Here is a 14,994-nt window from a genome sequence, read left to right as displayed (position 1 = left end):
ACATCCATATGGGACGAACGAAGCTCGCCGCTGCCGGCAAAGTGCCTGACAACGACTTACGACAAATCAACGAGTTATGACACGGATCTGCACGTTATAGGCCACCCCTCGGGGCAACCCTGGAAACCGCCGGATGTTATCACAATCGCCGCCACGCACCTATCCCCCTGATGCGCATGGAGCATAGTAAGTTGACGGATGACAGGCTTGAGGGCGACGAGAGGGGCTCAGAAGTGGGGTGGTGCTATTTTTCGGGCGTGGATCCAAGGTTTTTATTGACTTAAATGGCCAATCGCGGGCGAGCCAGCCCCCACACTTGGACAGTGTTCACACATCCAAGTGTGGGCGTTGGCTTGCCTGCGATAGTAATGTCACAAGCGCCAAGCCCCTCAATGCAAGCGCTTGCGGCACATCAACTTGGCCAGCTTGGCCGTATCCGGCCGCTCGACAACGCCTTTTTCGGTGACGATCACATCAATCAGGTCAGCCGGCGTGACATCGAATACCGGGTTGAACGCCGCCACCTCAAGGCGCTGCCCCGGCACGTCCAGCAACTCACCGGCATCGCGCTCTTCCAGGGCGACGTCATCGCCGGTGGCGATCATCATGTCCAGGGTAGAGCTCGGCGCCACCACCATGAAACGCACACCGTGGTGCATGGCGCACACCGCCAACTGGTAGGTGCCGATCTTGCCGATCACATCACCATTGGCGGCAATGCAATCGGCGCCGACGATCACCCAGGTCACGCCCTTGGTCTTGAGGATGTGCGCGCCGGCCGAGTCGGCATTCACCGTCACCGGGATGCCCTCGCCCGCCAGCTCCCAGGCAGTCAGCCGCGAACCTTGCAGCCACGGCCGGGTTTCATTGGCGTACACCTGCTCGACCATGCCTTCCAGGTAGGCCGCGCGAATCACCCCCAGTGCCGTACCGACGCCGCCGGTCGCCAAGGCGCCTGCATTGCCATGGGTGAGGATGGCCTGGGCGTTGCCCTGGTGCTTGCGGATCAGTTCGACGCCCAGCTGCGCCATGGTCAGGTTGGCTTCGCGATCACTTTCGTGGATCGCAATCGCCTCGGCTTCCAGCACCGACAGCGGGTCCGCGTGCTTCTTGACGCGGTCGAGCCGGTCGCGCATGCGCTTCAGCGCCCAGAACAGGTTCGACGCAGTGGGACGGGTATCGGCTAACAGTGCGTAGTCTTCCTCCCAGGCGGCCTGCCAGTCACCGCCCTCGGCGATCCGCTCGCGGGCAGACAGCACCAGGCCGTACGCGGCGCTGATGCCAATGGCCGGTGCCCCGCGCACCACCATCGAACGGATGGCCGCCGCCACGTCATCGACCGTCACACAGGCCACCCAGCTTTCCCGGGACGGCAGGGCACGCTGATCGAGCAGGTACAGCGCGCCATCACGCCAATCGATGGCCTTCACCTTCTCCGCTGCCAACAGTCGATCGCGCATCCCTTACTCCGCACTCATGAACAAAGCCGCCGATTATAGCGATCCGCCAGCCAGGACGCTCGGGTATACTTCGCCCTTCTTTTATAGCTGCCTGGGAAGAAGCCTGCGATGACCTCCACTGCCGCCCCGCTCGACCTGTTGCTGCTGCCAACCTGGCTGGTGCCTGTCGAACCCGCCGGCGTGGTGCTCAAGGAGCATGGCCTGGGCATTCGCGATGGGCGCATTGCCTTTATCGGGCCACGGGCAGCGGCGTTGAAGCTGTCGGCCACCGACGTGCGCGAGCTGCCGGGCATGCTGCTCAGCCCCGGCCTGATCAACGCCCACGGGCACGCGGCGATGAGCCTGTTTCGTGGCCTGGCCGACGACCTGCCGCTGATGACCTGGCTGGAAAAACACATCTGGCCCGCCGAGGCCAAATGGGTCGATGAAGCCTTCGTGCGCGACGGCACCGACCTGGCCATCGCCGAACAGCTCAAGGGCGGCATTACCTGTTTCTCCGACATGTATTTCTTCCCCAAGGTCGCCAGCGATTGCGTGCACAACAGCGGCATGCGCGCGCAGATCGCCATCCCGATCCTCGACTTCCCGATTCCCGGCGCCAGCACGCCCGATGAGGCGCTGCGCCAGGGCATCGAACTGTTCGGCGACCTCAAGCACCACCCGCGCATCAAGATCACCTTCGGCCCCCACGCGCCCTACACGGTGTGCGACGGCAACCTGGAAAAAATCCGGGTGATCGCCGAAGAGCTGGACGCCGCGATCCACATGCATGTCCATGAAACCGCCTTCGAGGTGCAGCAAGCCGTCGAGCAGACCGGCGAGCGCCCACTGGCGCGCCTGGGTCGCCTCGGGCTGCTGGGGCCGCGCTTCCAGGCCGTTCATATGACCCAAATCAGCGAGGACGACCTGGCTTTGCTGGTAGAAAGCAACACCAGCGTCATCCATTGCCCGGAATCGAACCTGAAACTGGCCAGCGGCTTTTGCCCGGTGGAGCGTCTGTGGCAGGCTGGCGTTAACGTGGCCATCGGCACCGATGGCGCCGCCAGTAACAATGACCTCGACCTGCTGGGCGAAACCCGCACCGCAGCGATGCTGGCCAAGGCTGTCGCCGGCTCGGCCACTGCGCTGGATGCCCATCGGGCGCTGCGCATGGCGACGCTCAACGGCGCGCGGGCCATGGGACTGGAAAGCGAGATTGGCTCGCTGGAAGTTGGCAAGGCGGCGGATATCGTCGCCTTCGATCTGTCGGGGCTGGCGCAACAACCGATCTACGATCCGGTCTCACAACTTATATATGCCACCGGACGCGATTGCGTGAAACACCTTTGGGTCGCCGGCAAGCAACTGCTCGACGACCGGCAATTGACCCGCATGGATGAACACCAGTTGACCGAGACGGCCATTGCCTGGGGTCAACGGATCAGCGGGCACAGCGAATAACGCCGGTCTTGAACCCTGGCGTTCAGGACTGACAAACCGATTTATCAGATTTAGAGGATTCACCATGAGCAACGTCGACCACGCCGAAATCGCCAAATTCGAAGCCCTGGCTCACCGCTGGTGGGACCGCGAGAGCGAGTTCAAGCCCCTGCACGACATCAACCCGCTGCGGGTCAACTGGATTGACGAGCGCGTCAACCTGGCTGGCAAGAAAGTGCTGGACGTCGGTTGCGGCGGCGGCATCCTCAGCGAAGCCATGGCCCAGCGCGGCGCGACCGTGATGGGCATCGACATGGGCGAAGCACCGTTGGCCGTGGCCCAGTTGCACCAACTGGAATCCGGCGTGAGCGTGGAGTACCGCCAGATCACCGCCGAAGCCCTGGCCGAAGAGCTGCCCGAGCAGTTCGATGTGGTCACCTGCCTGGAAATGCTCGAACACGTGCCGGACCCATCCTCGGTCATCCGTGCCTGCTTCCGCATGGTCAAGCCGGGCGGCCAGGTGTTCTTCTCCACCATCAACCGCAACCCCAAGGCCTACCTGTTCGCGATCATCGGCGCCGAATACATCATGAAGTTGCTGCCGCGCGGCACCCACGACTTCAAGAAATTCATCCGCCCATCCGAGCTGGGCGCCTGGAGCCGCCAGGCCGGCCTGACCGTCAAGGACATCATTGGCCTAACCTACAACCCGCTGACCAAGCACTACAAGCTGGCCAACGATGTTGACGTCAACTACATGATCCAAACCCTGCGCGAGGAGTGAGCCTGTGAAGTTGCGAGCGGTTCTCTTCGACATGGACGGTACCCTGCTGGACACCGCGCCGGACTTTATCGCCATCTGCCAGGCGATGCGCGCCGACCGCGGCCTGGCCCCGATCAACCCTGAGCATATCCGCGATGAGATCTCCGGTGGCGCACGGGCGATGGTCGCCGTGACCTTCTCGATGGACCCGGAATCCCCAGGTTTTGAAGAACTGCGCCAGGAATTCCTCGAGCGCTACCTCAAGGGCTGCGCGGTCCACAGCCGGCTGTTCGACGGCATGGCCGAGCTGCTGGAAGACATCGAGAAAGCCAAGCTGATCTGGGGCGTGGTCACCAACAAACCACTGCGCTTTGCCGAACCGATCATGCAGCAACTGGGCCTGGCCGAGCGTTCGGCGCTGCTGATCTGCCCCGACCACGTGAAAAACAGCAAGCCGGACCCGGAGCCAATGATCCTGGCGTGCAAGATGCTCGACCTGGACCCGGCCAGCGTGCTGTTCGTGGGCGATGACCTGCGCGATATCGAGTCCGGCCGCGACGCCGGCACCCGCACCGCAGCGGTTACCTACGGCTATATCCACCCGGACGACAACCCGCGCCATTGGGGCGCCGATGTGGTGGTGGATCACCCGCTGGAATTGCGCAAGGTGCTGGATAACGCACTGTGCAGTTGCTGATGGGTTGCCGCCCCTGCAAACACTGAGGTCAATGTGGGAATTGGATTCCACATTGAGAGCTGTATAACCTTGAATTTTGTCGAGGCTATTTATGTTTGATTACTCCGCACGTCCAGACCTGCTCAAAGGCCGAATCATCCTGGTGACCGGCGCCGGGCGCGGGATTGGCGCGGCGGCGGCAAAAACCTACGCCGCCCATGGCGCGACCGTATTGTTGCTGGGCAAGACCGAAGCCAACCTGGCCCAGGTGTATGACGAGATCGAAGCGGCGGGCCAACCGCAACCGGTGGTGATCCCTTTCAACCTGGAGACCGCCCTGCCCCATCAATACGATGAGCTGGCTGCGATGATCGAAAAGGAATTCGGCCACCTCGACGGGCTGCTGCACAACGCGTCGATCATCGGCCCACGCACACCGCTCGAGCAGTTGTCCGGCGAGAACTTCATGCGGGTCATGCACGTGAACGTCAACGCGATGTTCATGCTGACGAGCACCCTGCTGCCGCTGCTCAAGCTGTCCCAGGACGCCTCGGTGGTGTTCACCTCCAGCAGTGTCGGGCGCAAGGGTCGGGCGTATTGGGGAGCGTATGGCGTGTCGAAGTTTGCCACTGAAGGCTTGATGCAAACCCTGGCGGACGAGCTCGAGGATGTGGCGGCGGTACGGTCCAACAGCATCAATCCAGGCGGCACGCGCACCAGCATGCGCGCCCAGGCGTATCCGGGGGAAAACCCGATGGAAAGGCCTGCGCCGGAAGAGATCATGCCGGTGTACCTGTACCTGATGGGGCCGGACAGTGCCGGGATCAACGGGCAGGCATTTGACGCGCAATAAACCTGAAACACCGCAGCGCAACTGTGGGCGCTGGCTTGCCAGCTCCCACAGTTGATGTTCGATGTACCTGGGGTTTAGTTTTTCACCACTTCCTCGAGGGTGAAGCGCCCCAGTGGGTTTTGCAGGAAGTTGCTCACGTTCTTGCGTGAAATATTAATGTACGGGCTGTAGTACAAGTCGATCCAGTTCACATCCTGTTTCGCCAGTTTCTGCAGTTCCACGTACATCTGCTCACGCTTGGCCGGGTCTGCTTCGATCCGTGCCGCGGCTACCAATTCCTTGACCTTGTCGTTCTTGTAGCGGGTCATGTAGTTCTGGTTGGTGTCATGGCCCAGCACGAAGGTGGTCTTCTGGTCCGGGTCGAGGATGTCGTTGGTCCAGTACATCACCGAAATATCGTACTCACCGTCCACCAGCATCTGCCAGCTCTGGGTCGGGTCGACCTTTTGCAGGTTGGCGGTCACGCCGACCTTGGCCAGTTGGTCCTTGATAATCACCGCGATCTGCTCGTCGGCTTCGTTGCCGGCGTTGACCACGTAGTTGAGCTTCAAGTCCTTGGCACCGGCCTGCTCCAGCAGTTTCTTGGCGGCGGTCGGGTCATACGGGCGTTGCAGGTTGTTGGCGTAGTGGTACAGCGAGCCCTTTGGAATGTAGGAATAGGCCACAGTGCCTTGACCGTAAGTGGCGGTCTTTACCAGCGATTGCTTGTCGATGGCCATGTCCAGCGCCTGGCGCACTTCCGGCTTGGCCAGCAGCCCGTGGTCGTGGTTGATCAGCAGGTGGTCTTCGCGGGTGGACGGGTCGGCGTGGATCACCACGTTCTTGTCTTTCTTCAGCTCTTCAACCCGCGAGAACGGTACGAAGATCGCCGTGTCCAGCTCGTTGTTCTGCACCATGCGCATGCGCGTGTTGTCGTCGGTGACGGAGACCCACTCCACGCCATCGAGGCTCACGTTCTTGGCCTGCCAGAAGTTCGGGTTTTTCTTGAGGATCACCCGATCGCCCTTGCGCCACTCGTCCACGGTAAACGCGCCGGAGGTCACCGGATTTTCCGAGTAGGCGTCTTCGCCCATCTTGGTCATGGCTTTTTCCGACAGGATCGACACAGTCGGCGACGCCAGTTGCGAGAGGAAAGCCACGGCCGGGGTCTTCAGGGTGACCACCAGGGTTTTCGGGTCCGCTGCCTTGGCCGTGTTGATCAGGTTGAAGGGGTCTGCCCACAGCGAGGCCTTGTTGTCGCGGATGCGCAACAGGCTGAACGCCGCATCGTCGGCGGTGATCGCCGAACCGTCGGAGAACTTCGCATCGCGCAGTTTGAAGGTGTAGGTCAGGCCGTCCTTGGAGATGTCCCAGCTTTCGGCCAGGCCCGGTTCCATCTTGGTGCCCAGGTTGTCGACGCGCACCAGGGTGTCGTAGACGTTGGCGAACACCCAGGTGTCGCGGTTTTGCGCGCTTTTGATCGGGTCGAACGTGGTGCTGTCTTCACGGCAGCCGATGGTCAGGACACCGGCGGCCTGGGCGAAACCAGCGGTCAGCGACCAGGCGGTCAATGTCGCGGCGGCGAGCAACTTCAAGTGGCGCGATTGCATATCACAACTCCTTGTTAATGAATGGCAGAGGGTTAAAGCAAAGGTTCTTCAAGCACGCAACTGTACCGATGCTCGTGCAGGTAATGCGTCGGCGGCAACACCACGGAACACATGGAGCGGGCATGCCGGCAACGCGGATGAAAGGCGCAGCCCGTCGGCAAATTCAGCGGGCTGGGTGGCTCACCCGGCAAGGGCTGCGTCGGTAATGGCCGATGCGGGTCAATCTCGGGAATCGCCTGGATCAGCGCCGCCGTGTACGGATGGCGTGGTGCCGTAAAGACCGCCTCCACCGGACCTTCCTCGACGATCTTGCCCAGGTACATCACCGCCACGCGGTCGCACAGGCGACGCACAATGGCGAGGTCATGGGCAATGAACAGGATCGCCAGGTTCATGCGCTGCTGCAGCGCCAGCAGCAGGTTGATGATCTGCCCCTGGATCGACACATCCAGCGCCGCCACGCATTCGTCGGCGATGATCAGGCGTGGCTCCACCGCCAGCGCCCGGGCTATTCCGACTCGCTGGCATTGCCCGCCGCTGAGGGAGCCGGGTTTGCGGCTGGCCAGTTCGGGGCGCAGGCCGACCAGCTCGAGCAGTTGATTCACGCGTGCTGGAATCTGCCCTGGCGCGACCTTGCGCTGCACACGCAGCACTTCGGCGAGGGTTTCGCCGATGGTGTGGCGCGGGTTCAGCGCCGCATACGGGTCCTGGAAGATCATCGCGGTTTCCTGGCGCAGGCGAGCGATGTCGATAGCGCTGCCGTGGGCCATGTCGATGCCATCGAACAACACCTGCCCGGCGCTGATCGGGTTCAGGTGCAGGATGGCGCGGCCGAGGGTGCTTTTGCCGCTGCCAGACTCACCGACCAACCCCAGGGTCTGGCCTGCCGCCAGCTCCAGCGATACACCGTTCACCGCCCTCACCCACTGCTTGTTCAAACCGAACAGGCCGGTGCCGGAGGCGGCAAACTTCACCTCAAGGTCTTTGATCTGCAACAGGCTCATGGCTGCACTCCCAACGGGTAATGACAGGCGACGCGCGAACCTTGCGGCAGCACCTCGGTGCACAAGGCCCCCGCCTGCGGGCAGCGCGGATTGAACCGGCACCCGGCGGGCAATGCGTCCAGCAACGGCGGCTGCCCAGGGATCGTGCGCAGCAAGGCGTGGCCGCTGCTGTGGGCTGGCTGGCAGTCGATCAAGCCGGCGGTGTACGGGTGCTGTGGCCGAGCCAACAGGTCGTATTTGCTGCCGTGCTCGCACAGGCGCCCGGCGTACATCACGGCGATGGCGTCGCAGGTTTGCGCGACCACGCCGAGGTCGTGGGTAATCATGATGATCGACAGGCCGCGTTGATCACGCAGGTCCAGCAGCAAGCGCAGGATCTGCGCTTGCACCGTCACATCCAGGGCCGTGGTCGGCTCGTCGGCGATCAGTACCTTCGGGTTGCACCCCAGGGCTACGGCGATCATCGCCCGCTGGCGCATGCCACCGGAAAACTCGTGGGGGTAATTGTCGACCCGCGCCTGGGGATCGGGGATTCCCACCTGGCGCAGCACCTCGATGGCCTGCAGGCGCGCGTCTTTCTTTGAGGCGCCTTGATGCAGGCGAATCCCCTCGGCAATCTGCTCGCCGATACGCATCAACGGGTCGAGGTGGCTGCTGGGGTTCTGGAAGATCATGCCCAGCTTGCCGCCACGCACGGCCCGCATGCCAGCGTCATCCAGTGACAACAGGTCCTGGCCGGCCAGCCGCACCGTGCCACCCTGCACGCGCAGGCTGGGCGATGGCAGCAGGCGCATCAAGCCGCGACAAGCCATGGTCTTGCCCGAGCCGCTCTCGCCCACCAGGCCAAGGATTTCACCCTCGGCCAAATCGAAGGACACCCGGTCCACCAGGGTCACGTCACGCCCGCTGTTGTTGGCGATCACGCTGAGGTCGCGCACTTGCAGCAGGCTCATGAGCGATCCCCCAACACTTGCGCCACACCATCAGCCAACAGGCTGAAGCCCATGGCCAAGGTCACGATGGCCAACCCCGGGAAAATGCAGATCCACCAGGCCGTGGTGATAAAGGCCTGCCCCTCGGCCACCATCGTGCCCCATTCGGCAGTCGGCGGTTGCACGCCCAGGCCCAGGTAGCTGACGGCGGCGCCATTGAGCAGGACCAGCACCGCGTCAGACATGGAAAACACAATCGAACCGAACATCGCGTTGGGCAGCAGATGCCGGAACAGAATGCGCCCATGGCCAAAGCCCAGGCTCTTGGCGGCCAGGGCGAACTCGCTTTCCTTGAGCACCAGGATCTGCGAGCGGATCAGCCGCGCATACGACACCCAGCCCACCAGGGCCATGGCGATGTAGAAGCTTTTAAGGCCTGGGCCGAGGATGGCCATGATCGCCAGCATCAGCACCAGGAACGGGAACGCCAGGATCACATCGATCACACGCATGCAGAAACTGTCGAAGCGCCCGCCGATATAGCCGGAGACGGCGCCGACGAAGGTGCCGATCATGAACGGAAAAATCACGCCGACGATGGCCAACTGCAGGTCAATGCGCGCGCCCCAGATCACCCTCGAAAGGATATCCCGGCCATAGTTATCCGTACCAAACGGATGTGCCAGGCTGGGGCCGAGCAAACTGAAATCGGTGTTCTGCGCGATCGGGTCATAGGGTGCGATCCAGGGTGCACACAGCGCAAGCACCAACCACACCAGCAGAATCAACAGGCCCCACGCGGCGGTCAACCGGCCATTGCGAAAACCGAAACGCAGGCGCAAGCGCCACGGGGCAATTAATGGGCGGCTGCTCATTGCATCTTCACCCGTGGGTCGAGGGCCACCGTCACCACGTCGGCGATGAAGTTGACTACCACCGTCGCGCAGGCCAGCACCATGGCCACGCCCTGCACCACCATGTAGTCGCGGGTGAAAATGCCGCGCACCAGCAACTGGCCGATGCCGGGGATGGCGAACAGGCTTTCGATCACCACCGTGCCGCTGATCAGCCAGCCGATATTCACCGCCAGCAGGTTGACCGCCGGCACCAGGGAATTGGGCAGCACGTGGCGACGGAACACCGCGGCTTCTGACAGCCCACGGGCGCGGGCGGCAGTCACATGGTCAGCCTGCAACTCCATCAACATGCTCGCCCGCAGGTTGCGTACCAGCACGGCCGACAACGCCAGGGCAATCGTCAGGCACGGCAAAACCATGTGGTGCGCCTTGTCCAGCCAGGTGCGACCGTAACCAGACACCGGAAACAACCCCCATTGCACACTCAGCAACAGGATCAGCATCAAGCCCAGCCAGAACGCCGGCATGCCCAGGCCGACCGTGGTGAACACGCGGATCAGGTTATCGGCCCAGCCGCCTTTATTGCGTGCGGCCAAGGTCGCCAACGGCACCGCGATCAGCAGCGCCAGCACCACGCTGCCCAGCACCAATACCAGCGTGGGCTCGATGCGGGTAACGATCAGCTTGAGGGCGTCGACTTTGTACAGCAGCGATTGGCCGAGGTCGCCCTTGAGCAGGTTCTTGAGGAAGTAGAAATATTGCAGCCACAACGGCTGGTCGAGGCCGTACTGGGCGCGGATCTTCAGCAAGGCGTCGGGCGTGCTGCGCGAGCCCAGCAAGGCGCGCGCCGGGTCGCCGGGAATCGAGCGCACCAGCACAAAGGTGATCAGGCTGATGCCAAACAGCACTGGCAGCAATTGCAGCGGCCGGGAGAGCACAAAGCGATAACGCGCCAGGTTCATCCGTCAGCCTCGATGACGAGCGAGAAAGTCCAACAGCACCGGGAAATACGCCTGGGGTTCCTCATAAAAGGGCATATGGCTGCTGTTGGGGAATACATGCAATTCAGCGTGCCGGGCGGCAAGCTTCATGCGCAGGGCACAGGCCGGGGTGAGTTCGTCGTGCTGACCGGTGGTGATCAGGATCGGCATCTTGAATTCGGCCATCTCGGGGATGCGGTTCCAGTCCTTGAGGTTGCCGATGTAGAGGAATTCGTTGGGGCCCTGCATGGTTTCGTAGGGCCCCATGTTCCAGTCGCCCAGAGATCGCTTGACCGGCTCGGGCCACTCATCGAGGCGGCACACGTGGCGGTAGTTGAGCAAGGTAATCGCGGCCTGGTACTGCGGGTGGTCCAGGGTGCCCAGGGCCTCGTGGCGCTGCATCATCGCCACGGTTTCGCTGCCGAGGGCGCCGCGCAGGCGTTCCAGCTCCTGGGACAGGTGGGGAATGTCGCCGACGGTGTTTTCGAGGATCAGGCTTTTCAGGGCGTCGGGGTAATGGATGGCGTATTCGATACCGAGCCAGCCGCCCCAGGAATGCCCGAGCAAATGCACGCGGCCCAGGCCCAGGGCTTGGCGGACGGTTTCGACTTCTTCGACATAACGGCCGATTTCCCACAGGGAAACGTCGGTGGGTCTGGCTGATGCGCCCGTGCCAAGCTGGTCGAATGCAACCACTCGCAGGTTATGGTCCTTGAGCCAGCCATGGGCGTCGCGCAAGTAGTCGCACGGCAGGCCCGGCCCGCCGTTGAGGCACAGCAGCACCTCATCGCCTTCGCCGAAGCTGTAGACCACGAGGTTATGGCCGTCGACTTGCACGTTGTACTGCTGGTCGGGGGCAATTTCACGCCACATGCATACATTCCTTGTGTAGTGTCGGCCTGGCAGGTAGCGGCCGTTGCTCAGGCCAACACTACCGAGGATGCCGCGCGTCCATAACCTAGCATTTCTTATAGGTTTGGCCTGGCAGTCCTTCGCCGGGGCGTGGCATTCTACTTGCAGCAAGTCGAGATTCAAATGAATTCGGGAGCAGAACGGATGCTGGCCAAGCTGACTGCCTTAAATCACCGTCTGATGCCGGGCAGGAGCCTGGATGAACAGATGGACAACACCTTTATCCTCGCCCAGCAGTTGGGCTTCGATGCACTGGTGTATGACTACACCCCGGTGCCGATCGACCAGGATGGTGCGTTGATCACGCCTTCGGTGCTGGAACTGCGCAACACCCCGTCCGACTGGCACACCTTGTGGTGCAGAGAAGGGTTCTACCAGATCGACCCGGTGCAACACGTGGCGCTGAGTACGGTGTCGCCCTTCGTGTGGTCCTACGACGTCAAGGTCGATACCCCCCTGCAAAAGATCATCGACCCCTGCCATGCGCCGGTTTCATCCTACCTGCACGACCAGCAACTGACCTGCGGCGTCAGCGTGCCGATCCACCTGCCCCGCGGCGGTTTCGCCTCGCTGACCGGCTTGCGTACCGGCAAGGCCCGCAGTGTGTTGCAGGATGCGCAGCAGACCTTGTCGGATTTCAGCCTGATTTCCCACGCCTTGCAGGAAGCAGCCTACCCGCTGTTCAGCAAAGAGCTACGCACTTACCCGCATATTCACCTGACTAAACGCGAACGCGAGTGCCTCAAGTGGGCCGCCGACGGCCTGACGGCCGCCGAAATCGCCACGCAATTGAGCCGCTCACTCGCCGTGGTCACCCTGCACCTGGCGTCGGCGATGCACAAGTTGGGCGCCAAGAACCGCGTACAGGCCGTGGTTCGTGCCACTCATTACCGCTTGCTCGACGATTGACCACCCGGCAAAACCTAGCTGTTTTGCTAGTTACTTAAATGTCCCTCACGCATTATCGTGTCCCTGGTCCTTTTTTTTCAGAGCAGGGTACGAAATGGAATTCATCGAAAAAATCCGCGAAGGGTATGCGGCGTTTGGCGCCTACCAAACCTGGTACCGCGTCACCGGTGACCTCTCCAGCGGCCGCACCCCCCTGGTGGTTATCCACGGCGGCCCCGGATGCACCCATGATTATGTCGACGCGTTCAAGGACGTCGCGGCCAGCGGCCACGCCGTGATCCACTACGACCAGTTGGGCAACGGCCGCTCCACCCATCTGCCCGACAAAGACGCGTCGTTCTGGACCGTCGGCCTGTTCCTCGAAGAGCTCAACAACCTGCTGGACCACCTGCAGATCAGCGATAACTACGCGATCCTCGGCCAGTCCTGGGGCGGCATGCTCGGCAGTGAACACGCGATCCTGCAACCCAAGGGCCTGCGCGCCTTCATCCCTGCCAACTCGCCGACGTGCATGCGCACCTGGGTCAGCGAAGCCAACCGCCTGCGCCAGTTGCTACCGGAAGGCGTGCATGAAACCCTGCTCAAACATGAAGCCGCCGGCACCTATAAAGACCCGGAATACCTCACCGCGTCGCGGGTGTTCTATGACCATCACGTGTGCCGGGTCATCCCGTGGCCGGAAGAGGTGGCACGCACCTTCGCCCAGGTCGATGCGGACCCGACGGTGTATCACGCCATGAGCGGCCCGACCGAATTCCACGTGATCGGCAGCTTGAAAGACTGGACATCCATTGGCCGACTGTCGGCGATCAAGGTGCCGACCCTCGTGATCTCCGGCCGCCACGACGAAGCCACGCCGCTGGTGGTCAAGCCGTTCCTGGATGAAATCGCGGATGTGCGCTGGGCACTGTTTGAAGACTCCAGCCACATGCCCCACGTGGAAGAACGCCAGGCGTGCATGGGGACGGTAGTGAAGTTTCTGGATGAGGTGTGCTCAGCGCATTACAAGGAACTCAAGGCTGGCTGAGTCAATGTGGGAGCTGGCTTGCCGGCTCCCACATTAAGCCCCCCCCCTTTCGGCTTCAGGCCTGCGAGGTCTCAGGCTTGGATGTTTTCCTGGGCGCATCCGCCACCAGCGGAATCTCGCGTCCCTCGGCGTCAAACAACTTGCCGCCTTTGAAATAATCCCCATCACGCAGTTCCGACACATCACGGAAGCACAGGCTGCGCTCGGTCCCCGCGACAAACACCGATTGCTGGTCCGAATTGCCGGCGGTGAAATGGTTGAACGCCAGGTTCAGCAGGATCGCCATGATCGCCGACGAGCTGATCCCCGAGTGGAAGATGGTCGCGAACCAGGACGGGAAGTGATCGTAGAAGCTCGGTGCAGCAATCGGGATCATGCCAAACCCGATGGAGGTAGCGACGATGATCAGGTTCATGTTGTTGCGGTAATCCACCTTCGACAAGGTGCGGATGCCACTGGCTGCCACAGTGCCGAACAGCACGATCCCGGCGCCGCCCAGCACCGAGGTGGGCACCGCCGCGATGACGCGCCCCATGAAGGGCAACAAGCCGAGGATCACCAGGAACAGCCCGCCCGTGGCCACCACGAAGCGGCTCTTCACGCCGGTAACCGCCACCAGGCCGACATTCTGGGCGAAGGCGCTTTGGGTGAATGAACCGAAGATCGGCGCAAACATGCTCGACAGCATGTCGGCGCGCAGGCCGTTACCCAAGCGTTTGGAGTCGACCTTGGTGTCGATGATTTCACCCACGGCCAGGATATCCGCCGAGGTCTCGACCAGTGTCACCATGACCACGATGCACATGGAAATGATCGCCGCCACATGGAAGGTCGGCATGCCGAAATGGAACGGTGTGGGGAAACCGAACATCGGCCCCTGTGTGACGCCGGAGAAGTCGGCCATGCCGAGGAACACCGCAATCACGGTGCCGATCACCATCGCCAGCAGGATCGACAAGCGCGAAATGGTCGCACTGCCGATCTTGCTCAGCAGCAATACCAGCACCAGCGTCAACGCCGCCAGGCCGATGTTGGACATGCTGCCAAAATCGGCCGCGCGGCTGTTGCCGCCCATGGCCCAGCGCGCCGCAACCGGCATCAAGGTCAAGCCGATGGTGGTGATCACAATCCCGGTCACCAGCGGCGGGAAAAACTTGGTGATCCGCGAAAACACCGGAGTGATCAATAGCCCGATAAACGACGCGGCCATCACCGCCCCGAGAATCGCCGGCACGCCGCCCGCGCCATCACTGCCGACAATCGCCACCATGGTTGCCACGCCCGCAAACGAGACACCCTGCACCAGCGGCAACTGACAACCAAAAAACGGCAGGCCCAGGGTCTGCAGCAGCGTGGCCAGGCCGCCGGCAAACAACGACGCGGCGATCAACAGGCCGATATCCGCCGGCGACAAACCGGCCGCCTGGCCGACGATCAACGGTACCGCGACGATGCCGCCGTACATGGTGAGCACATGTTGCAGGCCGTAAGCCATGTTGGCGGCGACGCCGAGATTCTCATCTTCTGGCCGCTGCGGTGACGCCTTCGGGATAGTCATGGTGAGGGGTTCTCTGTTTTTGTTGTGCGGCCACTGTATGCAATGTTTGGACTGG

General features: G+C 62.3%; 14 protein-coding genes. 6 read left to right on the top strand and 8 right to left on the bottom strand.

The annotated features are described in order from the left end of the window. Nucleotides 1-389: 389 nt before the first annotated feature. The gene (gene mtnA, locus ATH90_RS08565; protein ID WP_069022428.1) at nucleotides 390-1,460 is read right to left on the bottom strand and encodes an S-methyl-5-thioribose-1-phosphate isomerase; all 1,071 of its coding nucleotides are present in this window, start codon (nucleotides 1,458-1,460) and stop codon (nucleotides 390-392) included. Between the two features lie 108 nt (nucleotides 1,461-1,568). Between mtnA and ATH90_RS08560 the strand changes: the two genes are divergently transcribed. From ATH90_RS08560 to ATH90_RS08545, 4 genes are all read left to right on the top strand, one after another. Next, complete coding sequence (locus tag ATH90_RS08560) at nucleotides 1,569-2,900, top strand: TRZ/ATZ family hydrolase (protein WP_069022426.1); 1,332 nt, start codon at nucleotides 1,569-1,571, stop codon at nucleotides 2,898-2,900. A 64-nt stretch (nucleotides 2,901-2,964) separates the two neighbouring features. Then, the gene (gene ubiG, locus ATH90_RS08555) at nucleotides 2,965-3,663 is read left to right on the top strand and encodes a bifunctional 2-polyprenyl-6-hydroxyphenol methylase/3-demethylubiquinol 3-O-methyltransferase UbiG (RefSeq protein WP_034102630.1); all 699 of its coding nucleotides are present in this window, start codon (nucleotides 2,965-2,967) and stop codon (nucleotides 3,661-3,663) included. A gap of 4 nt (nucleotides 3,664-3,667) precedes the next feature. Continuing rightward, the gene (mupP, locus tag ATH90_RS08550) at nucleotides 3,668-4,339 is read left to right on the top strand and encodes an N-acetylmuramic acid 6-phosphate phosphatase MupP (protein ID WP_034102628.1); all 672 of its coding nucleotides are present in this window, start codon (nucleotides 3,668-3,670) and stop codon (nucleotides 4,337-4,339) included. Between the two features lie 91 nt (nucleotides 4,340-4,430). Beyond that, complete coding sequence (locus ATH90_RS08545) at nucleotides 4,431-5,171, top strand: YciK family oxidoreductase (protein WP_034102626.1); 741 nt, start codon at nucleotides 4,431-4,433, stop codon at nucleotides 5,169-5,171. 74 nt (nucleotides 5,172-5,245) lie between these two features. Here ATH90_RS08545 and ATH90_RS08540 read toward each other — a convergent pair whose 3' ends face one another. Genes ATH90_RS08540 through ATH90_RS08515 form a run of 6 tightly spaced genes read right to left on the bottom strand, consistent with a single transcriptional unit; the run spans nucleotide 5,246 to nucleotide 11,406 of the window. Beyond that, nucleotides 5,246-6,760: an ABC transporter substrate-binding protein gene (locus ATH90_RS08540; RefSeq protein ID WP_034102625.1), complete on the bottom strand. Its 1,515-nt coding sequence runs from the start codon at nucleotides 6,758-6,760 to the stop codon at nucleotides 5,246-5,248. 32 nt (nucleotides 6,761-6,792) lie between these two features. Continuing rightward, a complete protein-coding gene (locus ATH90_RS08535) occupies nucleotides 6,793-7,764 on the bottom strand; it encodes an ABC transporter ATP-binding protein (RefSeq protein WP_069022422.1) in 972 nt (323 codons plus the stop codon). Continuing rightward, on the bottom strand, nucleotides 7,761-8,717 hold the full coding sequence (locus ATH90_RS08530; RefSeq protein WP_098466069.1) for an ABC transporter ATP-binding protein: 957 nt from the start codon (nucleotides 8,715-8,717) through the stop codon (nucleotides 7,761-7,763). The genes ATH90_RS08535 and ATH90_RS08530 overlap by 4 nt, the downstream gene beginning before the upstream one ends. Continuing rightward, nucleotides 8,714-9,571 (bottom strand): ABC transporter permease, encoded by an 858-nt coding sequence (locus ATH90_RS08525; protein WP_098466068.1) that lies wholly within the window; start codon nucleotides 9,569-9,571, stop codon nucleotides 8,714-8,716. The genes ATH90_RS08530 and ATH90_RS08525 overlap by 4 nt, the downstream gene beginning before the upstream one ends. Then, entirely contained in the window at nucleotides 9,568-10,515 is a 948-nt protein-coding gene (locus ATH90_RS08520; protein WP_012722919.1) for an ABC transporter permease, read from the bottom strand. The genes ATH90_RS08525 and ATH90_RS08520 overlap by 4 nt, the downstream gene beginning before the upstream one ends. Before the next feature lie 3 nt (nucleotides 10,516-10,518). Next, the gene (locus tag ATH90_RS08515; protein ID WP_034102618.1) at nucleotides 10,519-11,406 is read right to left on the bottom strand and encodes a proline iminopeptidase-family hydrolase; all 888 of its coding nucleotides are present in this window, start codon (nucleotides 11,404-11,406) and stop codon (nucleotides 10,519-10,521) included. Between the two features lie 183 nt (nucleotides 11,407-11,589). Here ATH90_RS08515 and ATH90_RS08510 point away from each other — a divergent pair, with 183 nt between their 5' ends. Continuing rightward, on the top strand, nucleotides 11,590-12,354 hold the full coding sequence (locus tag ATH90_RS08510; protein WP_034102616.1) for a LuxR family transcriptional regulator: 765 nt from the start codon (nucleotides 11,590-11,592) through the stop codon (nucleotides 12,352-12,354). Nucleotides 12,355-12,448: 94 nt separating this feature from the next. Further along, on the top strand, nucleotides 12,449-13,381 hold the full coding sequence (locus ATH90_RS08505; protein WP_098466067.1) for a proline iminopeptidase-family hydrolase: 933 nt from the start codon (nucleotides 12,449-12,451) through the stop codon (nucleotides 13,379-13,381). Between the two features lie 55 nt (nucleotides 13,382-13,436). On the opposite strand, the gene ATH90_RS08500 is transcribed toward ATH90_RS08505, so the two are convergent. Beyond that, nucleotides 13,437-14,939 carry a nucleobase:cation symporter-2 family protein gene (locus ATH90_RS08500; RefSeq protein WP_034102715.1) on the bottom strand — a complete coding sequence of 501 codons (1,503 nt, stop codon included), beginning with the start codon at nucleotides 14,937-14,939 and terminating at the stop codon, nucleotides 13,437-13,439. Nucleotides 14,940-14,994: the final 55 nt, after the last annotated feature.

This window comes from Pseudomonas lurida (genome assembly GCF_002563895.1).
In the GTDB taxonomy this organism is placed as follows: domain Bacteria; phylum Pseudomonadota; class Gammaproteobacteria; order Pseudomonadales; family Pseudomonadaceae; genus Aquipseudomonas; species Aquipseudomonas lurida.
Note: the sequence above shows the minus strand (reverse complement) of the source record. Positions and strands in the feature narration are given on the sequence as shown.